Genomic DNA, 22,116 nt, shown 5'->3' with positions numbered 1-22,116 from the left:
CGCGGGGCGGGGGGACGGCCCGTGTGGACCGTCCCCCCGCCCGTTCGGCCCTGCGTCACGGGGCCGTCGCGCCGTCCCACAGGTCGCACTTGTGGTCCTGCGGGAACGTGGTCCCGGCCGTGATCCCTTCGGGGGCGAGGTTCTGCACCTCCGGGAAGAGGTTCCAGCGCGGGGCGTCCGCCGCGTACGGCACGCCGGTCCTGGCGAAGTTCGTCCAGTAGCCGAGCATCTTGTCGGCGAGGGCGTTCTGGGCGGGCGTGCCCGAGACGCCGCCGAAGACGTACCGGATCTCCGAGCCGTGCGGGGCGCCGATCGGGAAGCCGACGGGCAGGTCGAGGTAGTCCATCGAGTGGCGGTCGGCGAACTCGTACTGGTAGGAGCGGGTGTGCCCGGCCATGAGGCGCGCGGTCCTCGACTGGAGGCAGGCGAACTGCGCGTCGGTGAGGATCGCGCCCAGCGCCTCGGCGGGCGTGCCGTAGTCGGTGAGCGGGTAGCGCGCGAGGATCGCGTCGGCCCGGTCGCCGTAGAGGCCGCGCACCGCCGCCGGGTAGCCCTCGGCGGTGAGTTGCCGGCCGGCCAGGTCGTACGTCGTCGCCACGGTGAGCCGGCCCTCGTCGGCGGTGGTGCCCTGGACGACGGGGACCCGGTGGAAGCGTCCGCTCTCCAGCGCGTCCGGCACCTGCCGCGGCAGCACCTTGCCGTCGACGTTGGGCACCCAGCGTGCCGTGGGGCTCGACGCGGCGGCGAGCAGTTCACCGGCCGGCTTGGCGCGCAGGCAGGTCACGTCCGCGCAGCCCAGGGAGTTCGCCCAGGTCGTGCCGTTGTTCTGCTGCGACTCCTGGGTGGGCAGCGGGAACCCGCAGCCCGACTGGGCGACGGCCCGGTCGAACAGGCCGGCCGTGCGGGGCGAGATCAGGTTCTGGCAGACGCTGCCGCCGCCCGCGGACTCGCCGAAGATCGTGACGTTGCCGGGGTCGCCGCCGAACGCCGCGATGTTGTCCCGCACCCAGCGCAGCGCGGCCTGCTGGTCGAGCAGCCCGTAGTTGCCGGAGAGGCCGAGCGCCGACTCGGCCGCGAGGCCCGGGTGGGCGAAGTAACCGAACGCCCCGAGGCGGTAGTTGAAGTTGACGACGACCACGTCGCCCTTGGCCGCGACGCTGCCGCCGTCGTAGTACGTCCCGGAGCCGACCGTGAAGCCGCCGCCGTGGATCCACACCATCACGGGCCGCTTCGCCACTGACCGCTGGGCCGGTGTGTAGACGTTCAGGTAGAGGCAGTCCTCGCTCGGGGTGCCCGGACCGGCGAGGTTGCCCCAGGGGGTGGACTGGACGCGCTGCATGCAGGGGTTGCCGGGCGTGGTGGCGTCCCGGACGCCCGTCCAGCGCTGGGGGTCGGCCGGCGGCTTCCAGCGGCGCTGCCCGACGGGCGGGGCGGCGTACGGGATGCCGAGGTAGGAGGTCGCGGTCTCGCCCGCCTTTCCCCGTACCTGGCCGTAGCGGGTGGTGGCGGTCGGTCCCTCGGCCGCCGCCGCGGGGACGAGGGGCGCTGCGACGGCCGACAGCAGGAGCGCGCAGAGCAGCACTCCCACGCGTCGCGTCCATGACGTACTTCGTCGGGTCCGCGACGTACTTCGGCGGGTCCTCGCCTGGAGTCGGGTGAGCGGGCCGGACATCGGCACCTCCATACGGAAGGGGGCGGTAGCAGGCACCGAAGTCTCGTCAGCCGACCGGGGCGCGGCATCGGGTAAATCACCAGTCTTGGCGCGGCCCAACCGGCCGACTGCGAAAGGCCGGTTGGTCACTTCCGCAAGGCGAGACCGCGCTCCCGAAGCGCCTGCGCGAGGACGCGTACGGCCTTCGGGCCGACGCCGTGCAGGGCGAGGAGGTCGCGTTCCGACAGGCGCGCCACCTGCTCCAGCGTCCGCAGTCCCGCTCCGGACAGGGCGCGCGTGGCCGGCTTGCCGATACCGGCCGGGAGATCGCCGCCGGGGGTCTCGGCCGCCGCCTCGGCCGTGGCCAACGACGCCGCGAGCCGCTTCGGGGCGCGGCCGGCCCAGGACGCGCGGACCAGGGCGTCGAGGTCCTTGCCGGCGATGCCGGCGAGCGGCACGCGGAAGCCGACGGGCGTCTCCCCGCGCAGGACGCGCTCGCCACCGGGGTGCGCGGCCACGGCCGCCTCGATGTCGTCGCGCCCCAGATGGAGCTGGACGCCGCCGTCCTTCGTGACCGAGGCGAACGCCTTGCCCCGTACGGAGAACGCGACCATGCCGAAGTGGGTGCCCTCCTCGACCTCCGGGAGAGCGAGCGCCGCCTTGCGCAGGTGGGCCAGGGTCGTCATGGGCCCGATTCTGGCACGGCGGCCGTCGGCCGTCGGCCGTCACCCCGGTCGCGGCGGTCGCGGCGGTCGCGGCGGCGCCACCCGCCCGGCGCGGCGGAACGGTGCGGCCGAAAGGCGGAGCCTGACGCCCGCCTCGTGATCTTATGGGCGAAGATCGCCCATTACACGAAGACCGCCGTCGCACGAGGGTTCGGAGGGAGCGCGCAGTGGCCGAGGAGAGGGAGGTGGGCGGGTCGTCGCCGGACGTGCCCTACATGTCGCTGCTCAATCTGCCGCTCAGCTCCGACCTGGACCGCATCGGCGAGCAGATGCACGCCCTGGCCCGCGCCCAGCGCGACCTCCAGGGCCTGCTGGCCGCCGTGCTCGGCATCAGCAGCGAGCTCGAACTGCCGTCGGTGCTGCGCAGGATCGTGCGCACCGCGATGGATCTGGTCGGCGCGCGGTACGGGGCGCTGGGCGTGCTGGACGACAAGGGCGAGTTCCTCGCCGAGTTCATCCCCCTCGGCCTCACCTCGAAGGAGCTGGGCGACCTGTCGGGCGTCGAACTGCCCCGCGGCAGGGGTCTGCTCGGGCACCTGATCAGTCATCCCGCGCCGCTGCGGGTGCGCGACATCGCCGAGCACGCGGAGTCGGCGGGCTTCCCGCCCGGGCACCCCCCGATGCGTACGCTGCTCGGCGTCGCCGTATCGGTGCGCGGCCGGATCTACGGGAACCTGTATCTGTCGGACCGGCGGGACGGCGAGCCGTTCGACGAGCACGACGAGGGCGTGATCCTGGCGCTCGCCGGAACCGCGGGCGTGGCCATCGAGAACGCCCGCCTCTACCAGCGGGTCCGCGCGACGTCCGAACAGTTCCAGCGTCTGCTGCTGCCCCAGTTGCTCGACCTCACGCCGTTCGAGGCGTGCGCGGTATACCGGCCGGCGGCGGCGCCCGGTCATCTCGGCGGCGACTGGTACGACGCCGTGAAGCTGTCCGACGGCTCGTGCGTGGCCGTCATCGGCGACGTCATCGGGCACGACATGCAGGCGGCTGCCGCCATGTCGCAGACGCGCAGCATGCTGCGGGCGTTGTCGTTCGACCGGGACACCCGGCCCGGCGCCGCGCTGAACAGGCTCGACCGGATCATGGAGGTGACGGGCGGCCCGCTGATGACCACCACCTGCGTCACCCGTATCGAGCCCGACGGCGCCGGCGGCTGGACGCTGCGCTGGAGCAACGCCGGGCACACGCCCCCGCTGCTGCTCCCGCCGGACGGGCCGGCGCGCGTCCTGGAGGCCGAGCCGGGGCTGCCGCTCGGCGTCGACGCGGCGGTGTCCCGGCCCGACCACTCCCGCGCCCTGCCGCCGGGCAGCACCCTGGTGCTCTACACCGACGGTCTCGTGGAGCGCCACGACAAGCCGCTGGAGTGGGGCCTTCAGTCCCTCACCGCCACGGCGCAGGGCCATGCCGGCGCGCCGGTCGAGGAGTTGTGCCGGACGCTGGCCGACCGTCATCCCGGCGACGGGCACGACGACATGGCCGTCCTGGTGCTGCGCGTCCCGGGGAGCGGCGCGGCCGGCGGCATGGCGTGGACGGCCGTGTGAGTCGTGCCCGCCGCGCGGGACCGTGACCGGTCAGCGCACGGGAAGGGCGGACTCGGCCGCACCGTTCTTCGCGTCGCTGCGCACCCACACGGTGCGCTGCGGGAACGGGATGTCGATGCCCGCCTCGTCCAGGGCCTCCTTGACCCGGCGGCGCAGTTCGCGGGTGACGGCCCACTGCTTGAGCGGCACGGTCTTGACGGCGACGCGCACGAGGACGCCGTCGGCGTCCAGGGACTGCACGCCCCAGACGGAGGGGTCCTCCAGCAGGACGTCCGCGAACTCCGGGTCCTCGCGCAGGGCGTGGCCCGTCTCCTCCAGCACGCGGTACACGGTGTCGAGGTTCGACTCGTAGGCGACGGCGACGTCGAGGACGGCACGCGCCCATTCCTGGCTGTCGTTGCGGACGCGCAGGATCTCGCCGTTGCGGATGTGCCACAGGCCGCCGTTGAGGTCGCGGACGTGGGTCAGGCGCAGGCCGACGTGCTCCACTTCGCCGACGGCCTCGCCGAGGTCGACGGAGTCGCCGACGCCGTACTGGTCCTCCAGCATGATGAGGAGCCCGGACAGGTAGTCGGCGACGAGGCTCTGGGCGCCGAAGCCGATGGCCAGGCCGACGACTCCGGCGCTGGCGAGCAGCGGGCCGAGCGCGATGCCGACCTCGTCGAGGACCATGGCCACGCCGAGCATGAACAGCACGATCGTGACGACGCTGCTGAGCACGGAGCCGATGGTGCGGGCCCGCTGCTCACGGCGCTGGTTGGCGCGGGACCGGTCGCGGGCCAGCACGGCGGGGCCGCGGCCGGACAGGCGTGACGGGCCGCGCTCCCCCTCACCGTTCGACTGGTCGTCCAGGATGTGCTGCACGACACGCGTGATGGCCTTCTTCGCCGCCATGCGGACCAGCAGCAGGACGACCACGATGAGCGCGATGCGCAGCGGTATCCCGATCAGTTCCGCGGTGTGGTCCTGCATCCAGCCCGACCAGGCGGCCGCCATCTGCCGCTCCGTGGCCAGGCTGGTATGGGGGGACGTGTTCGACATCGGCCCAAGTGCTCCGTTCCTCGGCGGGTACATCCGTGACGTCGGCGGCGCCTACCCGGAACGGGCGTGATCATGGCCGATTCTTTCGGGGCGCGGTCCGGCCCCGGCTCCGAGGGCTCAGTCCGGCGGGGGCTGCTGGGTCCGCAGCCGCTTCCAGCAGCGGTAGACGTGGTCCTCGGCCTCTTCCACGAGGACGGCCGCCTCGGAGGTCTCCGCCGCCGGGGCGTAGCGGTCCGACGCGGGTCCGTCGGCGCTCGCGGTACGGCGCCAGGGCGGGCGGGCCGCGCTCGCGCCGTGCCGCCTGCCGCCGCGCCACGAGCGGGCCGAGACCCGTCGCAGCAGCAGCATCAGGCCGGTGGCCGCGCCCGCGGTCAGCGCGGGCAACGCGTGACGGGCAGACACGATCAGAGCCTTTCGTACGGGTGCGTTCGTCCGGGGGAGGGGGTGCGGCGGCGACCGGTGGGCGCACACCGCCGCAGCCCGCCTCACCGCTTCCTTCGGCGCAGCAGGACGCAGGCGACGAGCAGCGCCGCACCCGCGCCGATCAGGGCGGTGCGGTTGTCGCGCACCGGTTCGGGGGCCTTCTCCTGCCACACCCGTCCGGCCCGGTCCGCGGTGGCCCTGGCCTGCCCGGCCGCCGCGGCGGCCTTGTCCTTGACCGGCTCGGGCAGCCTGTCCTGGAGGACGTGCGCGGCCTCGGCCGCCTTGGTCCGCGCCTGTCCGGTCAGCACCGACGCCTTCGCGGCCGTCTGCTCCTTGAGCGCGGCCGTCTGTTCCCTCATCACGGCCGCCTTCTCCTGGGCGCGTGCCTTGACGTCCGTCCGGCCGGCCAGTTCCTGGACCGTGTCGCCGAGTTCCCGTCGGGTCCGCTCGACCTGGTGGCGCAGTTCCTCGGGGCCGGCGGCGGTGGGCTCGTCGTGGGGCGGCTGGGTCATCGCTGTGCACTCTCCTTCATCTAGGCCGCGTCGGCCGCGACGTCGACGTGTGTCGGTGGTCTGCCGCGGTGGCGGGCGAGTACCCCCCGACCGCGCGGTGAGACACATGGGGCGCCGCCTCCCGCCTGTCGCTGCCCCACTTGCCGAGATCTATCGATTTTCGATAGATTCCCATCGTTGCTCGATTCGAAGGAGACGTGATGGGACGACTGATGGTCCTCGCGCTGCGCGCCGTGCTCGCGGCGCTGCTGGCCGGTTCGGTGTTCGTGCAGGCGGTGATGGTGCCGTTGCTGGCCATCGACATGGAGGGACTGGACCCGGACGTGGCGCATCTGCGCACCCCGGTCCTCGTGATCGTGGTCCTGGGCGTCGTGACGGCCCAGGTCGTCCTGGTCTGCGTGTGGCGGCTGGTGACGATGGTGCGGCGCGGCACCGTCTTCTCCCACGCGGCGTTCCGCTACGTGCACATCGTGACCGGCGCCGTGGTGGCGGCGGCCCTGCTGGTGTTCACGCTCGGGACCGTGCTGGCGCCGGGCGAGGCCGTCGCGCCGGGCGTGGTGCTCCTCATCGGCGGGGTCGGTGTGGCGATCCTCGGGGTCGCGCTCGTCGTGCTGGTGCTGCGGATGCTGCTCGCCCAGGCCGTCGCGCGGGACGTCGAGGCGACGCAGCTGCGGGCCGAGCTGTCGGAGGTGATCTGATGCCGATCGCCGTCGACATCGACGTGATGCTGGCCAGGCGGAAGATGTCCGTGGGCGAGCTCGCGGAGCGGGTCGGGATCACGCCCGCCAACCTGGCGGTGCTGAAGAACGGCCGCGCCAAGGCCGTGCGCTTCACGACGCTCGCCGCGCTGTGCGAGGTACTGGAGTGCCAGCCGGGCGACCTGCTGCGCTGGGAGCCGGAGGAGCCCGGGGCGACACCCTCCGCCGAGCCGACCCCCTCCGCCGAGGCGGCGGACGCCGCCGAGCCGCAGAGCGCCCCAGCGGGGTGACCCTCGCGCCGCGCCGCGCCACGCCGCCCCGCCCACTCCCGCCCCGCCCCGCCCCGCCCCGCCATTAACCGGTAATCATCAGAGCGGATCAATTCCGGTCGGCATCAAGGCCGTTGGCGAACAGAATCGCCGGTACCCCGGCCGCTGCGCGCGAACGGCATCATGATTGCGCAAGATGTGCGTATGCACATTTCCCAGTCCGCCGGTGCCGCCCCCACCGTGGAGCGGCCCTCCGGGCACGCCCCGCAACCGCGACTCCGCTCCGCGCGCACCCCGGAGGAGGCCTTCGACGCGCTGTACGCCGACGCGGCCCCCGCCGTCGTCCACCAGGCGTACCTCCTCACCGGGGACCGCGGACGCGCTTTCGAGTCCGTCGAACACGCCTTCCACCAGGCCTGGGACCACTGGCCCGAGATCGCCGTCGACCCCGACCCCGTCGGGTGGGTGCGGGCGCACGCCCACGAGTACGCCCTGTCGCCCTGGCACCGGTTGCGGCGTGAACCGAGGCGGCGGACCGGGACTCCGCCCGTCGACCCGCTCACCGCGGCACTGCTCGAACTGCCGCCCCTGTGGCGCCGTACCGTTCTCCTGTGCGAAGGGCTCGGCATGAGCCTGGCCCGGGCCGCCGCCGAGACCGCGGCCAGCACCCAGGCCGCGAGCAGCCGGCTGCGCAACGGGCGCGCCCGCATCGCGGAGCGCCTGCCGGAGCTCGAGGACCCCGAGGAGCTGGAGCAGCGGCTCAGGGAGCTGGTCTCCACGGTCTCGACGGCGACGCTCCCGAGCGCCCGCTCGGTGCGCACCGGCGGCGAGGAGCGGATGCGCACGCTCACCCGGACAGTGTTCGGCGCGACCGCCGCGCTCGCCGGCCTGATCGCCTTCACGGCCGTCACCACGGCACCCAAGGACGACCCGTCCGCCCCGAACCGGGCCGTCACCACCGCGCACCCGAACGACACCCCGCCCTTGGCGCCCACGGCATCGCCATCCGGGTGACGGCCGTACGCAGGGGCGCCCGGCCCATCGGCCCGGGTGCCCCTGAACCCAGCCGGTCGTCTCACGAAACTTCGAGCAGACCGTCGCACCTGCGGCGATGCCGTGCGCCACCGGTCCGACCAATGGCACCGGTGGCACATCCCTGCCATCGTCTTGCGTCCCGCGGCCCGCGTGCTCCATGGTTGACGCGCGTAACATTCTCGACCCCCTCCCCCAACTCCCTTCCTCCCCACAGGAGATCGCATGCTCAGACGCATCGCCCGGCTCTTCGCCGCGTTTGTCATGATCACGTCTGGTGCCGTGGTGGGAACCGTCGCCACCGCGGGGACCGCGCACGCCGACGGCTGCTACACCTGGACCCGCACCCTCTCCCAGGGCGCCTCCGGCTCCGACGTCACCCAGCTCCAGATCCGGCTCAGCGGCTACCCGGGCTACGGCGCGGTGCTGGCCATCGACGGCCAGTTCGGCCCGGCCACCGCCGCCGCCCTCAAGCGCTTCCAGTCGGCCTACGGCCTGAGCGCCGACGGCGTCGCCGGCACCAACACCTACAACAAGCTGTACGCGCTCCAGGACGACGACTGCACGCCGATCCACTTCAGCTACGCCGAGCTGAACCAATGCAACTCCGACTGGTCGGGCGGCGCGGTCAGCGCGGCGACGGCCAAGGCGAACGCGCTGCGGTCGATGTGGAAGCTGGAGGCCATGCGGCACGCCCTCGGTGACCAGCCCCTCCGGGTCACCAGCGGCTTCCGGTCCTACGCCTGCAACAACGCCGTGGGCGGCTCCAGCAGCAGCCGTCACCTCTACGGGGACGGTGTCGACCTCGGCGCCGGATCGCACTCGCTGTGCACCATGGCCAGGCAGGCGCGCAACCACGGCTTCAACGGCATCCTCGGCCCGGGCTACCCGGACCACAACGACCACACCCACCTCGACCACCGCAGCAGCCGCTTCTGGTCGGCGCCCAGCTGCGGCATCTGACCGTCCCGTCACCGACAGGGCGCAGCGGGTCCCCCGGTTCTCCCCGGGGGACCCGCTCTTTTGTCGTCCACGGTCCTTCGCCGTTCACGGCACGTCCCCCCGCCAGTCGAAGCGGCGCGCCCCCGGGCCGCGCGGCGCGTACACGGCGGCGCCGCCCGCGCCGTGGCGGCCCAGCTCCGTGGGCAGGACCACTCCGCCGCGCAGTTCGTGCTCCGCGCGCTCCGTGACGTCGAGGAGCAGGCCGTCCAACGGGCCGCCCACCAGCTCGGCGTACGCGCGTCCGGGCCGCGGCGCGGCGTCGTCGTGATCGGCGCCGTAGACCCGGCCCCGCATGAATTCCAGCTCGTCCATACCGAGCAGGATCACAGCCGCCACTGACAGTCCGGGCACGCGCGCGTATGCCGACAGCTTCGGACGCGGCGCACGGTTCCTGTGAATTCGCGGGTTTTCCGGCTTTGCGGTGAACCAACCGGCCCTTCACAGCGTGCAATCGGGCACGGACTGACCGCAGCCAGCCGGACCGGCGAAAGGATCGACGCATCGTGCCCACTGACTACGCGTGCCAGACGGCGGCCGAGCGGGCCGCCCACTGCCTGACCCCGGTGTGCGCGGCACTGGCGCCCGACGAGCGCGTGTCCTCCGCCGAGGCCGAGGTCATGCCGGTCGTCCTGCGCAACTACCTGGGCGCCGCCGCGCCCGCGGCACCCACCTCGCACCGGCGACGCCCTCAGGCGGTCGGCGTGACCACGGGGGCGGCCGTCCTGCGGCTCTGCCTCGACGGGCTGCGCGCGGAGATGGAGGGCTCGCTGGCGCAGTGGCACACGAGCCTGACGCAGCAACTCCCCGAGGTGCTGCGTCAGGGCAGGACGTCGAAGCCGCACTGGGAGGCCCTCCAGGAGCTGCAGTACGGCGCGCAGGAGGTGCTGACCCAACTCGCCCGGCGGGACCGGAGCGGCCCGGGGGCGCGGGAACTCGGCGGGCAGGTGGCACTGCTGGAGGACGTGCTGTCCGGGGCGCTGCGCAGGCTGTCGGTGCCGTCGGAGCCCGCCGCCGCGTGCGCGGCCGGCCTGGCGGCGGCCGTCGCGTCGCTGTTCGGCCTCGTGGTGTCGCCGGCCGAGCACTGACCGGAGCCGTCGACCGCCGGCTCGGGCGGCACCGCCCCTGACGATCCCGGGGGCACCCCCGTCGCCACCGGACGGCCCCCCTGTCACGCCCCGAGCGGCGCCCCGTCGGCCGCGGGCGCCGCTCGGGCGGTTGCCGGCTTCTCCGCCGGTGCCGTACGGCTACAGCGTGCGCTCCAGCCGGTCCGCCACCAGCTTCACGAACCGGGACGGCTCCTTCGGCTGGCCGCCCTCGGCGAGGACCGCCAGGGCGTGCAGGAGTTCGGCGGTCTCGGCGAGTTCGGTGCGGTCGTCGCGTTCCGCGCAGGCGCGGTTGAGGGCCTTCACGAGCTGGTGCTCCGGGTTGAGTTCGAGGATCCGCTTGGCCCGCGGGACCTCCTGGCCCATCGCCCGGTACATGTGCTCCAGCGCGGGCGTGAGGTCGCCCGTGTCGGAGACGACGCAGGCCGGGGAGACGGTCAGGCGGGAGGAGAGGCGGACCTCCTTGACGTCCTCACCGAGGTGTTCCGTCATCCAGCCGAGCAGCGCGGCGTACTCCTCGCCCTGCTTCTCCTTCTCGGCGTCGGCCTCGCCGTCCTCGTCGCCGCCGAGGTCGATCTCGCCCTTGGCGACCGAGCGCAGCTTCTTGCCCTCGAACTCGCCGACCGCGTCGACCCACACCTCGTCGACGGCGTCGGTGAGCAGCAGCACCTCGATGCCCTTTGCCGCGAAGGCCTCCATGTGCGGGGAGTTCTCGATGGCCTGCCGGGACTCGCCCGTCATGAAGTAGATGTCGTCCTGGCCGTCCTTCATCCGCTCCACGTACTGCTGGAGCGTCGTCGGCCGCTCCGCGTCGTGCGTGGAGGCGAAGGAGGCGGCGGCGAGGATCGCGTCGCGGTTGTCGGCGTCGGTGACGAGGCCTTCCTTGAGGACGGCGCCGAACTCCCTCCAGCACGTGGCGTAGCGCTCCGGGTCCTGCGTCCTCATGTCCTTGACCGTGGCCAGGACCTTCTTCGTCAGGCGGCGCTGCATCATGCGGATGTGGCGGTCCTGCTGGAGGATCTCGCGGGAGACGTTGAGCGAGAGGTCCTGCGCGTCGACGACGCCCTTGACGAACCGGAGGTAGGGCGGGAGGAGTTCCTCGCAGTCGTCCATGATGAAGACGCGCTTCACGTACAGCTGGACGCCGCGCTGGTAGCCCTGCGTGAACAGGTCGTGCGGGGCGTGGGAGGGGACGAAGAGGAGCGCCTGGTACTCGAAGGTGCCCTCGGCCTGGAGGCGGATCGTCTCCAGCGGGTCGCGCCAGTCGTGGCTGATGTGCTTGTAGAGCTCGTGGTACTCGGCCTCGGACACCTCGTCGCGCGGACGGGCCCACAGGGCCTTCATCGAGTTCAGCGTCTCGGGCTCGGGGGTCTCGTCGCCGTCCTTGGCCTCGGGCACGAGCCGGATCGGCCAGGTGATGAAGTCCGAGTACCGCTTGACGATCTCCTTGATCTTCCAGGTCGACGTGTAGTCGTGCAGCTGGTTCTCGGAGTCGGCCGGCTTGAGGCGGAGGGTGACCGCGGTGCCCTGCGGCGCCTCGTCGACGGTGTCGAGCGTGTACGTGCCCTCGCCGCGCGAGGTCCAGCGGGTGCCCTGCTGCTCGCCGGCCCGGCGGGTCACGAGGGTGACCTCGTCGGCGACCATGAAGGCGGAGTAGAAGCCGACGCCGAACTGTCCGATGAGCCCGTCGGCCCCGGCCCCGTCCTTCGCCTCGCGCAGCTCCTTCAGGAACGCCGCCGTCCCGGAGTTGGCGATGGTGCCGATCAGCCGCGTGACCTCGTCGTACGACATACCGATGCCGTTGTCCCGCACGGTGAGGGTGCGGGCGTCCTTGTCGATGTCGATCTCGATGTGCAGATCGGAGACGTCGGCGTCGGGGGCGTCGTCCTTGAGGGAGGCGAGGCGCAGCTTGTCCAGCGCGTCGGAGGCGTTGGAGACGAGCTCCCGCAGGAAGACATCCTTGTTCGAGTAGACCGAGTGGATCATCAACTGCAGGAGCTGACGGGCCTCTACCTGGAACTCAAACGTTTCGGTCGGCATGGTTCGCGAGTACCTCACAGGTCCACTGTTCGCCTGAACTGGTGGTGTCACGTCGGAACGGGTGGTGTCACTTTAGAACAGCGAGTCGGGGCGGAATGCCGGTCTTTCGGCCGGGGGTTCCGGCCAGGTGGCCGGAACCTGTGGTCCGCCCGTCCAACTCGCCGCGCGTGTAGGGTTTTTCCGGGCCGCCGGCCCTCTTCGACAACCGGGCGACGGCAGGCCAGGGGCCGCGGGCCGTCGGCCTGCCGAGCCTCCGGAAAGGGATGCCATGTCGCCTGTGGCCGACGACGCCACCACGGCTTGGATACGCCGTTACCATCCGTCCGCCGACAGCGCCGTGCGGCTCGTCTGCTTTCCCCACGCGGGCGGTTCGGCCACCTTCTTCCACCCGGTCTCGGTGCGCTTCGCGCCGGAGGTCGACGTGGTGGCCCTGCAGTACCCGGGGCGTCAGGACCGCCGCAAGGAGCCCTGCGTCGAGGACATCGGCACGCTCGCGGACCTGGTGGCGGAGCAGCTCGGCGGGCTGAGCGAGAAGCCGACGGTGTTCTTCGGGCACAGCATGGGCGCGGTCCTCGCCTTCGAGACGGCGCTGCGCCTCGAGGCATCCGGCGGCAACGCCCCGCGCACGGTCGTCGCCTCGGGGCGTCGCGCACCCTCGACGCGCCGTGACGAGCGGGTGCATCTGCGGGACGACGACGGCGTGGTTGCCGAGCTGCGGCTGCTCAACGGCACGGACTCCGCCGTGTTCGGGAACGACGAGCTGCTGCGCATGGCCATGCCGGCGATCCGCGGCGACTACCGCGCCATCGAGACGTACACCTGCGCCCCCGGGCGGCGGGTGCGGGCCGCGCTGACGGTGCTGACGGGTGACGCCGACCCGAGGACGACCCTGGAGGAGGCCTCGGCGTGGCGCGAGCACACCGAGGGCGACTTCCGGATGCAGGTCTTCCCCGGCGGGCACTTCTTCCTCGCCGACCACCAGAACGCCGTGAACGCCGAGATCCAGAAGGAGCTCGACGCGGCGCGCACGTCGGCGACCTGAGCCGCCCGCGAGCCCCGGCGCCCCCTCCGCGGCCGGTGCTCGACCGTCGTGCGACGGCGCGGCGCGCGGCTGCCCCCGTCGGCGAAGGCAGCCGCGCGCCGTTCCGCGCCGCCCGAGGGGGTCGCGGCGCGGCATCGCCTCACACGCCGGTGGGCGGCCCGGGTGGGCTCGCCACAGGCCGGGGGTGCCTGTCCGTTCCCGGCGCGGGGCGGCAGTCCGAGCGTCTCGGACGGGCGGCGGTTCCGCATCCGTTTCCGAGGAAGATCGGTATGCGTGGGGGTGGCCCGGCGGGCACGCCGGCCGTCGATACGTATCCGAACGCCTCTCCGCGGCCGGAACCGGACCCCTCTCGTCCATGCCGTGAATTGGCATGGACCTGTTCATGATCAACAGCTACACTCCGCGATGAGAGCGCTCTCAGACTTCTGTTCCACCCCCACCTCTGCTGGAACGACGAAGGGCAACTCCCTTGAGACGCATGCCACGTACCGTCCTGGCCCTCACCGCGCTGTTCGTGCTCGGCAGCACGGCCGCCGCGCAGGCCCTCCCCACCGCCGCCGGCGCCTCCTCCCCCGCCCCCGTCACCGAGCAGCGCGCCTCGGCCGGCCTGCTCGCCGCCATGGAACGGGACCTGGGCCTGACCCCCGCGCAGGCCGAGGCACGGCTCGACGCCGAGGAGAAGGCGGCGACCCTCGAACCGAAGGCCAAGCGGACCGCGGGCGCTGCCTACGGCGGTTCCTGGTTCGACGCGGCCACCAACAAGCTCACGGTCGCCGTCACCGAGGACGCCTCCGCCGCGACCGTCCGCGAACTGCGCGCCTCCGGCGTCACCGTGCGCACCGCCGAGCGCTCCGCCAAGGAGCTCGACGCGGCGAAGGCCCGTATCGACAAGCTGTCCGCGCCGAAGGGCGTGAGCAGCTGGCACGTCGACCCGAAGGCCGGCACGGTCGTCGTCGGCGTGGTCCGCGGTGAGCGCCGGGACGCGGACGTGCGGCGGTTCCTGGAGCGCGCCCGCGAGGCCGGTCCGGTCACCGTCGAGGAGACGGCCGCCGCGCCCCGGACGTTCGCCGCCGGGACCGTCGGCGGCGACCCCTACTACACGGGGAACGTGCGCTGCTCCATCGGCTTCTCGGTGCACGGCGGCTTCGTCACCGCCGGCCACTGCGGCGGCGTCGGCCAGGGCGTGAGCGGCTGGGACCGGTCGTACATCGGCAACTTCCAGGGCTCCTCCTTCCCCGACAACGACTACGCCTGGGTGAACGTCGGCAGCGGCTGGTGGACCGTTCCGGTCGTGCTGGGCTGGGGCACCGTGCCCGACCAGCTCGTGCGCGGCTCGGCCGAGGCGCCGATCGGGGCCTCCATCTGCCGTTCGGGCTCGACGACGCGCTGGCACTGCGGCAGGGTCCTGGCCAAGAACGAGACGGTCAACTACAGCCAGGGCGCCGTGCACCAGATGACGAAGACCAGCGTCTGCGCCGAACCCGGTGACTCCGGCGGCTCGTTCATCAGCGGCGACCAGGCTCAGGGCGTGACCTCCGGCGGCTGGGGCAACTGCAGCACCGGCGGCGAGACGTGGCACCAGCCGATCAACGAGATCCTGGCCCGGTACGGACTGAGGCTCCACACCGCCTGACACGACAGGCGCACGACGGCGGGCCCGCGGACGGTACGTTCCGGGGCCCGCCCCCGCACGGGTGGCAGGGGCCGTCCGTCCCCGCCTCGGCCGCGGGAGCGGCCGGCCGGGAGAGCGGAGGGCCGGGAGAGCGGAGGGCCGGGCCCGGCTGCGCGTCACCCCCATGCGTCACCCGGGTGGCGGGGGGTGGTGGCCCCGCCTAGGAATGGTCTAGGCAACACGCGTGCCGCACGACGGGGGCGCAGGAGCGGGCGGCCGCACCACTCCCCATGGAGCACAGAATGACCACCGGCCCCAACCATTCTCCTTCGCACCGGACCGCGACGGCCGTCACCGAGCCGCCGCCGTCCGTCGAACCGCTCACCTTCACCACGGCCGCCCCTCACGGCCCCGTGGCCCCTCCGGACCGGCCACCGACCGGGGACGAGGGCCGCGACCCCGTCCGCGACCTGGTGCACACCGCCGTCAGCGACCGCCCCCTGGACGAGGTCGTGCGCCTCGTCACGCTGCTGGAGGAGTCGCCGGAGTACGCGCAGACCGTCGTGGAGGTGCTCCGGGCCGCCGCCGTGGACCGTCCCGTGGAGGACGTCGCCCGGCTGGTGGCCGAGCTGACCCGGCCGCCGCGCGACGCGGACTGCGCCGACGCGACGATCCGCGCGGCGATCGAGGGCCGCGACGTCGAGGACGTCACCCGCCTGATGGCGCTGCTGCACCGCGAGCCCGTCCAGCCGCACTGCGGCGAGGAGGCCGTCCGGGCCGCCGCGACCGGCCGGCCGGTCGAGGAACTCGTCGAACTCATCGGGCGCCTCAGCGAGGAGCGGAACCGGCACCCGAACGGGACGCCCCGGGAGCCCGGCGCCCCGGCCGTACCGGCCGCACCGGACCAGGAGACGATCACCGGCAGCGGCGTGTCGCCCGGCTCCGCCCCCACCCTGCGCGACGGCGAGGACAAGGCCGCCCGGGTGCGCGCCCGGAAACTGTCGGCCCGAATACGAGACGGGCACGACCGTCCCGACCGGCCCTTCTTCTGGCCGAGTTGGCTCGCCGCCGCGGCCCTCCTGGTGTGCGCCGCGGCCTGCTTCCCGCCGCACCGCGACGGCGCGTCCCTCCTCGCCCACGCCCTCCCCCTCGGCGCGTCCGCCGCGTGCGTCGTCCTGGCCGTGCTGGTCGCCTTCCGGCCCGGCACCGCCCTGCTCACGGCGGGTGCCGCCGTACCGGCGGTCCTGGCCGGCGTGGTCCTGCTGGAGGACCGCGTCCACTCGACCACGCTTTCCCGGGCCGTGGACCTCATGCTCGCCCCGCCCTGGAGCGCCGGACTCACCGCCGTGTGCGCGTCGCTGGCGACGCTGGCCGCACTGCTCCTGCTGCTGATGGTGCGGGCGGCCACCAAGAACCCGGCACCCCGGCCCACGGCGGACCGGGGCACCACGGCCGACTGACGCGCCGGCGGACCCCCGTCCCACGGCGCCCTTCGCGCCCCACGGCGCCCGTCGTGACCGGCGCCCCGCCGGACGCGGTTCGTCCGGCGGGGCGCCGACCCCGGTCCGGGACCGGGACGGGACCGCGCGCCGTCCAGGCGCGTTCGTGACAACGGCGATTCGTGACAGCACGGCGATTCGTAACGGAACGCCGAAGGGGCCCGTCACGTGGACGGGCCCCTTCGGCGGACACTTGTCGGGCGCTCGTCGGATGTCTGTCGGAGATGTGTCAGACGCTCGTCGCGTCTCGGCGTCAGTGCCGGAACGTGTCCTTCGCCTTCTCCTTGGCCTGGCGGGCGTCACCCTTCACCTGATCGGCGCGGCCCTCGGCCTCCAGCCTCTCGTTGCCCGTCGCGCGGCCAACGGCCTCCTTGCCCTTGCCCTTGAGCTGATCCATCTTCGCCTTGCTCTTCTTGTCCCGTGCCACCGTCACTCACCTCGACCTGCGTTGGGCATTCGGTGCCACGGTCCGGGTGCACCCGGCGGCGCGGTCCAAACACGGGCCGGCGTCACATCGCCCGGCGCCTGGTCCGCAGCAGCAGGGCACAGCCCGCGGCGAGCAGGACGCCGCCGGCCGCGGCCGGCCACAGGCCGAGTCCCGCACCGGTCTCGGCGAGTCCGCCCCGCGCCTGCGGCTCGGTCCGCGCGGGCGGGGAGGAGGCCACGTCGCCCGCGCCGCCGGCCGGTGCGGACGCCGTCGCCTCACCGTCTCCCGCGTCGGCGGCGGTGGCGGTCTCCGGCCTCGCGGTGGCCGGCGGGGTCTTCGCCGCGCGGGGCACGGCGTCGCCGTTCGGCTCGGCGGAGGCGTCGGGGGCGTCCCCGGGGGCGCGGGTGGCGTCGGGCCGCTCGGCGGGAGCGGTGCTCTGCCCGTCCGCGTCGCCGCCCGGCCGGTCACCGCTGTCCTGCCGGCCGTCCTTGCCGTCTCCCTGGTCCTTGCCGCCGTTCTCGCCGGTGTCCTCCCCGCCGTCCTGCGGTGCGTCGGCCGTGGCCGTCGGACTCCCGGGGGCGGTCGTCGGCGTGTCGGTGGGCGTGCCCGGCTCCTTGGTCGGCTGTCGCGGGGTCTCCTCGCCCGCTCCGTCGCCCGGTTCCCGAGGAGTCTCGTCACCCGCTCCGTCGCCCGGCTCCTGCGGGGCGGCGTCCGGGCCGCACTCGCGGCCCTCGTTGATGCAGTCGACCATCTCCCGCATCAGGTCCTCGTCGAAGACGTTGATGAAGTCGCCGTGGTCGGTCACCGGCTTGTGCAGCTGTTCCGGGAAGGAGTCCACCGCGAACAGCGGGGTGGTGCGCCCGCCGTCCTCGACGCTGGGCCGGTCCACGTCGTACACGATGCGCTGCACGAGCTGCGGGATCGCCCGGAAGCCCTCGGGGCAGGTGCCGTCGGGGGCGGCGAAGGCCACGTGGGTGCGGTGGTTGGCGCTGTCGATGTTCCGGCCGTCCCAGCAGCTCTGGAACCGGAAGGAGCGCACCACGTCGCTGCCGTCCGGGCACAGCGGGTACTTGTCCTTCAGCTGCCGGTCCTCGAACCCGGTGCAGCTCCAGGACGCGTTGGCGTTGGCGGTGCCGTTGACGAAGGCCTTGGCGTCGCCGGTGATGATGCGCAGCAGCCGCGGCATGGCCGTGACCTCGCCGCGCGGGTTGCCGACGAAGGTGAGCGTCACGTCCTTGGGTGTGACGATCTCGCCCGCGTTGCCCTCGATGCCCCCGCCGGGTGCGGCGGCGTCCCGCTCCTGCTTGCCGTTCTGCAGCCGCAACACGGGCCAGTAGTACGAGGACTTGTCGCGTTCGTCCACGCAGCTGGTGTCGGCGCCGGCGAGTTCCTCGTCGTCGGCGAAGGCGTTGTTGGCCTGGTTGCCGATGTAGTCGTGGAAGTGGTGGGCGCCGTTGCTGACGCCCGGGGCGGCGATGACGTTGTCGGAGTTGAACAGGCCGCCCTCGTTCACGCCGCAGTCGGTGCTGAAGGTGCCGCGGGAGGCGTCCTCCGCCTGGCCGCCCCGCGCCGCCGTGTTCGGCTGGACCGTGGTGATGTCGGCGTAGTCGGCCGCGACGGGCCCGTTGCCGGCCTGGCCGCCGTTGTCCGGCGGCTGTCCCGCTCCATCGCCGCCGTCCTGGTTCCCCTGGTCTCCGGCCTGGTCGTCCGCCTGGTCGTCCCCGCCGTCCTCACCGGTCCCGGCCGCGGGTTCGGCGCCGCGCAGGGCGCAGTCGGCGAGCGCGTCCAGTCCCTGCGGCGGGTCGCCCGCCCGGTCGATGGCCGCGGCGATGCGCCCGATGGTCCCGGCGCGCTGCTTCTCCAAGGGCTGGACGATCGTGCCGTCCGGGTCGGCGGTGTCGCCGCCGTCCTGTCGCGCGGCCCCGGCGGCGTCCTGGAGCCGCTTGTAGGCGGCGGCGATCTGTTCGTCCAGCGTGGCGAGTTCGCCGTCGACGTCGGCCTTCGCCCGCTCCGGAACCTCCGTCAGGCGGCTGCCGACGTCGGGGCAGTCGATCGTGGCGGCGCCGGCCGGCCAGGCGGACGACACGCCGGTGCCGTCCGGACCGGCCTCGGTGGCGGAGGCGTACACGTTGACCGCCACCAGGCCGGTGCCGCCCAGGATCAGGGCGACGGCCGCGGAGGTCGCGCGTCGTGCGCCGGTCGGGCGTCTGCGCGTGTTGCGTCCCAAGGCGTGCTCCTACACATCGGTGGGGGGCTTCGGGCAGGGAAATGCCCTCGCCCCATACGGACGCCGGAGCCGCCGTGTTCAAATGTCCCGTGAATTGACTCGAACCCCTTGCACCACGGGAGGTGAGCGGCACACGCGGCGGCCGCGGCTAACGTGTCGCGCATGTCCCGAATGTCGCACGGTGCTCACGGTGTCCACGGCAAACCCCCGACGCGCGAGCAGCGGTGGGCGCGGTTCCGGGAGTCGCCGCTGTGGCCGGCCACCGTCCTGGTGCTGATCCTGGCGGCGGCCGCGGGGCTGTTCGCCGGCTCCTACACGTACTCCATGGCGGACCCCACCCCGCGCTCCATTCCCGTCGCGGTCGTCGGCTCCTACGAACAGGACCGCGGCCGGGCGTTCCTCGACGGCATGGAGAAAGCGCTCAACGCCTCGGTGAGGGTGCACCCCTACGCCGGGGTCGGACCGGCGCGGGCGGCGGTCGAGGAGCAGGAGGTCTTCGCGGTCTTCGACGTACGGGACGACGGCCGCCACGTCGTCCTGGAGCTGGCGGGCGCCTCCGGGGCGACGGTGGCCGAGGTGCTCGGCGACGCGGCGACGGCCGTCGGTCCGCGCACCGGCGTGACGGTCGCCGTCAGGGACATCAAGCCCCTCCAGGAGGGCGATCCGCGCGGACTGGCCCTCTTCTACGTCTCGTTGGCCGCCGTCATCATCGGCTTCGTCGGCGCGATCCAGCTGAGCGTGCACGCGCGGGAGCTCACTCCGCCGGAACGGGTCGCGTTCACGGCCGCGTACGCGATGCTGGGCGCGTTCGCCATCGCGGCGGCCGTGGACTGGGTGCTCGGCGCGCTCGACCTGCCGTTCGCCGAGTCGTGGGCGATCCTCGCGCTGACGATGTTCGCCGGCGGCATGGTGTTCACCATGTTCAACACCCTCGTCGGGCGATGGGCGATGCTGCCGACCTGGGGCCTGATGGTGCTGCTCGGCAACCCCTCGTCGGGCGGCGCGGTGTCGTGGCCGCTGCTGCCGTCGCCGCTCGGCGCGATCGGCCAGTGGCTGCCGCCCGGCGCCTCGGTCAACGCCCAGCACACGGCGGTGTACTTCCCGGGGCACGAACACGCCTTCCCGTTCCTCGTGCTGGCCGGGTGGGCGGTGGTGTCCTGCGCGGTCTTCTGGACCTGGCGGCACCGGCACCCCGGCAGCCGCGACACCGGCCCCGCGCACGCCGCCGAGTGAGCGGGCGCGGGCGGGGCCGGAGGTGGTCGGGGTGGGCGAGGGCGAGCCGTGCCAGGGCGGGCCGGGCGCGGGCGGGCCGGGTGAGGGCGGGCCGGGTGAGGGCGGGCCGGACGGGGCCGAGCCAGGTCGGGCCAGGCGAGACCGGGCCGGACGGGGCCGAGCCAGGTCGGGCCAGGCGAGACCGGGCCGGACGGGGCCGAGCCAGGTCGGGCCAGGCGCGGGCGGGCCGGGCACGGGCCGGCGAGGTCGGGGCGGCCGGGCGTGCTCCGCTACAGTGTGCCGCTCCAGGTGAGAGGGGTTGCAGGGGTGGGGAACGCGGGGCGTGCGGCGGTCTGTGCGGCGCTGCTGGTGGGGGTTCTGACGGGGTGTTCGGACGGCGGCGGCGCGGACGCGAAACCGTCCGTGAGCGCGTCCCCGGCCGCGGACGCCGACGCCAACGGCGAGGTCGCGAAGAGCGGCGGCCGGGTCGGCGCGGCGGACTCGGCGTGCGCGCTGCCGGTGACCTTCGAGGTGGCGGCGGACTGGGAGGCCGAGGCCGTGGACGCCGGGCCGGTCGACCCGGGCGGCTCCAGCGGCTCCGGTGACTCCGGTGACTCCGGTGACTCGGACGGCGAACTCGCCCAGGAGGTCGCCGACGCGCTGCTGCGCCAGGGGCCGGTCACGGCCGCCTGCGAGATCGACGCGAAGCCGGCCGGGCACATCGGGTTCCTGCGCGTGTGGACCGGCGAGCCGGGCACGGGTGACGCCCGCGCCGTACTGGAGGACTTCGTGGCCGCCGAGACCGGCGCGAGCGGGGCGAGCGGGGCGCGGTACGGGACGTTCGGCAGCGGCGGGCTCGACGGCGCGGAGGTGACGTACCGCTACACGAGCGAGCTGCTCGGCGAGACGAAGAACGAGCGCGCGCTCGCGGTCGAGACGCCGGACGGCCCGGTCGTCCTGCACCTCGGCGGCATGGACAGCGAGGAGCACGAGGCGATGCTCCCCGCGTACGAACTCGCCAAGCGCACGCTGCGCCTGTCCTGACGGCGTCAGCCCTCCAGCAACGGCCTCACCCCTCCGGCAACGGCGTCATCGCTCCAGCACGTCAGCGCTCCAGCGCGTCGCGCATCCGCTCGGCGGCCGTCACGGACGCGTCGCCGCAGCAGTTGTTGAACAGGACGTGCACCTGCTCGGTCCGCTCCGCGAGGCCCCGCACGCGTGGCACCCATTCCCGCAGTTCGGCGTCGGTGTACCGGTGGCGGAAGCGGTCCTCCTTGCTGCCGGTCCCCCACGCCGCGCTGCGGCCGTGGAAGCGGACGACGGACAGCCGGGGGCAGGTCACGGCCGTGACGGGTGGGACGGACGCCGGGAGCGAGGGCGCCATGTCGACCGCGACGGCGGCGAATCCGAGGCTCCGCAGCAGTGCGGCCGTCGCCTCCCGCCGGTCGTCCCGCCACCAGTCGGGGTGGCGGAACTCGACGCTGACGGGCCATCCGGCGGTGCGGGCCGCGCACTGTTCCAGGAACGCGCGCGAGCGCGGCCCGGGGCGGAACCACGGCGGGAACTGGAACAGCACGGCGCCGAGCCGGCCGGCCCCGCGCAGCGGCTGGACGCCCGCGGCGAACCGCGCCCACACCTCGTCCAGCACGCGCGGGTCGTCCGCGTCGGGCGGGACGCCCTCGGGCAGCAGGGCAGGGCGGGTCCGATGCCCTGTCAGGAGGGAGAAGGCCTTCACGTCGAACACGAAGCCGCCCGGGGTGCGTTCGGCCCACAGCCGGCTGTTGCGCTCGCCCGGCAGCGCGTAGTAGGTCGCGTCGACCTCGACGATCCGGAACCGCCCCGCGTAGTACCGCAGCCGCTTCTCGGCGTCCCGCCACCCGGTGGGATACCAGCCGCTGCCGACCAGCATGCGGTCCGTCCAGGAACACGTACCGACAAGGATCTCGCCCATCCCGCGCGGTTACCCGCTCGGACGGCGGTGAGCCGTCGCGAGGTATCACGCGGGTGCGGGGCGCACCACTCGGTGGGCAGCGCGGCCCGTCACGGTGTGTGACGCG

At 73.6% G+C, this 22,116-nt stretch carries 21 protein-coding genes; 11 read left to right on the top strand and 10 right to left on the bottom strand.

Translation table 11 applies throughout. The features are described 5' to 3' along the window. Positions 1-55: 55 nt before the first annotated feature. Together ACZ7D7_RS09695 and ACZ7D7_RS09690 are read right to left on the bottom strand one after the other, a co-directional pair. A complete protein-coding gene (locus ACZ7D7_RS09695) occupies positions 56-1,588 on the bottom strand; it encodes a carboxylesterase/lipase family protein (protein ID WP_470823438.1) in 1,533 nt (510 codons plus the stop codon). A 209-nt stretch (positions 1,589-1,797) separates the two neighbouring features. Further along, on the bottom strand, positions 1,798-2,337 hold the full coding sequence (locus tag ACZ7D7_RS09690) for an MmcQ/YjbR family DNA-binding protein (protein ID WP_470823437.1): 540 nt from the start codon (positions 2,335-2,337) through the stop codon (positions 1,798-1,800). Positions 2,338-2,591: 254 nt separating this feature from the next. On the opposite strand from ACZ7D7_RS09690, the gene ACZ7D7_RS09685 reads away from it, so the two are divergent. Then, entirely contained in the window at positions 2,592-3,920 is a 1,329-nt protein-coding gene (locus ACZ7D7_RS09685) for a PP2C family protein-serine/threonine phosphatase (RefSeq protein ID WP_470823698.1), read from the top strand. Between the two features lie 30 nt (positions 3,921-3,950). On the opposite strand, the gene ACZ7D7_RS09680 is transcribed toward ACZ7D7_RS09685, so the two are convergent. The 3 genes from ACZ7D7_RS09680 to ACZ7D7_RS09670 form a co-directional block, all read right to left on the bottom strand. Further along, complete coding sequence (locus ACZ7D7_RS09680) at positions 3,951-4,961, bottom strand: mechanosensitive ion channel family protein (RefSeq protein WP_470823436.1); 1,011 nt, start codon at positions 4,959-4,961, stop codon at positions 3,951-3,953. 117 nt (positions 4,962-5,078) lie between these two features. After that, entirely contained in the window at positions 5,079-5,363 is a 285-nt protein-coding gene (locus ACZ7D7_RS09675; protein WP_470823435.1) for a hypothetical protein, read from the bottom strand. A gap of 83 nt (positions 5,364-5,446) precedes the next feature. Next, a complete protein-coding gene (locus tag ACZ7D7_RS09670) occupies positions 5,447-5,896 on the bottom strand; it encodes a DUF3618 domain-containing protein (protein ID WP_470823434.1) in 450 nt (149 codons plus the stop codon). A gap of 200 nt (positions 5,897-6,096) precedes the next feature. Here ACZ7D7_RS09670 and ACZ7D7_RS09665 point away from each other — a divergent pair, with 200 nt between their 5' ends. The 4 genes from ACZ7D7_RS09665 to ACZ7D7_RS09650 all read left to right on the top strand — a co-directional run bounded on the left by ACZ7D7_RS09665 (position 6,097) and on the right by ACZ7D7_RS09650 (position 8,858). Then, positions 6,097-6,594 (top strand): DUF2975 domain-containing protein, encoded by a 498-nt coding sequence (locus ACZ7D7_RS09665; RefSeq protein WP_470823433.1) that lies wholly within the window; start codon positions 6,097-6,099, stop codon positions 6,592-6,594. Continuing rightward, complete coding sequence (locus ACZ7D7_RS09660) at positions 6,594-6,884, top strand: helix-turn-helix domain-containing protein (protein ID WP_470823431.1); 291 nt, start codon at positions 6,594-6,596, stop codon at positions 6,882-6,884. Before ACZ7D7_RS09665 ends, ACZ7D7_RS09660 begins: the two co-directional genes overlap by 1 nt. A gap of 183 nt (positions 6,885-7,067) precedes the next feature. Further along, positions 7,068-7,877: a SigE family RNA polymerase sigma factor gene (locus tag ACZ7D7_RS09655; RefSeq protein WP_470823430.1), complete on the top strand. Its 810-nt coding sequence runs from the start codon at positions 7,068-7,070 to the stop codon at positions 7,875-7,877. 243 nt (positions 7,878-8,120) lie between these two features. After that, the gene (locus tag ACZ7D7_RS09650) at positions 8,121-8,858 is read left to right on the top strand and encodes a D-Ala-D-Ala carboxypeptidase family metallohydrolase (RefSeq protein WP_470823429.1); all 738 of its coding nucleotides are present in this window, start codon (positions 8,121-8,123) and stop codon (positions 8,856-8,858) included. 84 nt (positions 8,859-8,942) lie between these two features. Here ACZ7D7_RS09650 and ACZ7D7_RS09645 read toward each other — a convergent pair whose 3' ends face one another. Continuing rightward, the gene (locus ACZ7D7_RS09645; protein WP_470823428.1) at positions 8,943-9,209 is read right to left on the bottom strand and encodes a hypothetical protein; all 267 of its coding nucleotides are present in this window, start codon (positions 9,207-9,209) and stop codon (positions 8,943-8,945) included. 191 nt (positions 9,210-9,400) lie between these two features. Between ACZ7D7_RS09645 and ACZ7D7_RS09640 the strand changes: the two genes are divergently transcribed. After that, complete coding sequence (locus tag ACZ7D7_RS09640; RefSeq protein ID WP_470823427.1) at positions 9,401-9,982, top strand: hypothetical protein; 582 nt, start codon at positions 9,401-9,403, stop codon at positions 9,980-9,982. Between the two features lie 159 nt (positions 9,983-10,141). On the opposite strand, the gene htpG is transcribed toward ACZ7D7_RS09640, so the two are convergent. Continuing rightward, positions 10,142-12,040: a molecular chaperone HtpG gene (gene htpG, locus ACZ7D7_RS09635; RefSeq protein ID WP_470823426.1), complete on the bottom strand. Its 1,899-nt coding sequence runs from the start codon at positions 12,038-12,040 to the stop codon at positions 10,142-10,144. Between the two features lie 268 nt (positions 12,041-12,308). Here htpG and ACZ7D7_RS09630 point away from each other — a divergent pair, with 268 nt between their 5' ends. The 3 genes from ACZ7D7_RS09630 to ACZ7D7_RS09620 all read left to right on the top strand — a co-directional run bounded on the left by ACZ7D7_RS09630 (position 12,309) and on the right by ACZ7D7_RS09620 (position 16,154). Beyond that, positions 12,309-13,082, top strand: a complete 774-nt coding sequence (locus ACZ7D7_RS09630) for a thioesterase II family protein (protein ID WP_470823425.1) — start codon at positions 12,309-12,311, stop codon at positions 13,080-13,082. Between the two features lie 478 nt (positions 13,083-13,560). Continuing rightward, the gene (locus tag ACZ7D7_RS09625) at positions 13,561-14,715 is read left to right on the top strand and encodes a S1 family peptidase (protein WP_470823424.1); all 1,155 of its coding nucleotides are present in this window, start codon (positions 13,561-13,563) and stop codon (positions 14,713-14,715) included. 281 nt (positions 14,716-14,996) lie between these two features. Further along, positions 14,997-16,154: a hypothetical protein gene (locus ACZ7D7_RS09620; protein ID WP_470823422.1), complete on the top strand. Its 1,158-nt coding sequence runs from the start codon at positions 14,997-14,999 to the stop codon at positions 16,152-16,154. 292 nt (positions 16,155-16,446) lie between these two features. Here the strand turns inward: ACZ7D7_RS09620 and ACZ7D7_RS09615 are convergent, their stop codons facing one another. Beyond that, entirely contained in the window at positions 16,447-16,620 is a 174-nt protein-coding gene (locus ACZ7D7_RS09615) for a CsbD family protein (RefSeq protein ID WP_470823421.1), read from the bottom strand. Positions 16,621-16,702: 82 nt separating this feature from the next. Beyond that, the gene (locus tag ACZ7D7_RS09610) at positions 16,703-18,847 is read right to left on the bottom strand and encodes a DUF1996 domain-containing protein (RefSeq protein WP_470823420.1); all 2,145 of its coding nucleotides are present in this window, start codon (positions 18,845-18,847) and stop codon (positions 16,703-16,705) included. Between the two features lie 171 nt (positions 18,848-19,018). Between ACZ7D7_RS09610 and ACZ7D7_RS09605 the strand changes: the two genes are divergently transcribed. Beyond that, positions 19,019-20,080: an ABC-2 transporter permease gene (locus ACZ7D7_RS09605; protein WP_470823697.1), complete on the top strand. Its 1,062-nt coding sequence runs from the start codon at positions 19,019-19,021 to the stop codon at positions 20,078-20,080. A 306-nt stretch (positions 20,081-20,386) separates the two neighbouring features. Continuing rightward, positions 20,387-21,103, top strand: coding sequence for a lipoprotein (locus ACZ7D7_RS09600; RefSeq protein ID WP_470823419.1), 717 nt, complete (start codon positions 20,387-20,389; stop codon positions 21,101-21,103). Between the two features lie 61 nt (positions 21,104-21,164). Here the strand turns inward: ACZ7D7_RS09600 and ACZ7D7_RS09595 are convergent, their stop codons facing one another. Next, the gene (locus ACZ7D7_RS09595) at positions 21,165-22,010 is read right to left on the bottom strand and encodes a DUF72 domain-containing protein (RefSeq protein ID WP_470823418.1); all 846 of its coding nucleotides are present in this window, start codon (positions 22,008-22,010) and stop codon (positions 21,165-21,167) included. Positions 22,011-22,116 lie beyond the last annotated feature (106 nt).

It is taken from the genome of Streptomyces sp. NPDC037054, from assembly GCF_055606745.1.
The sequence above is the reverse complement of the archived record's forward strand: the minus strand, read 5'-3'. Positions and strand labels throughout refer to the sequence as shown.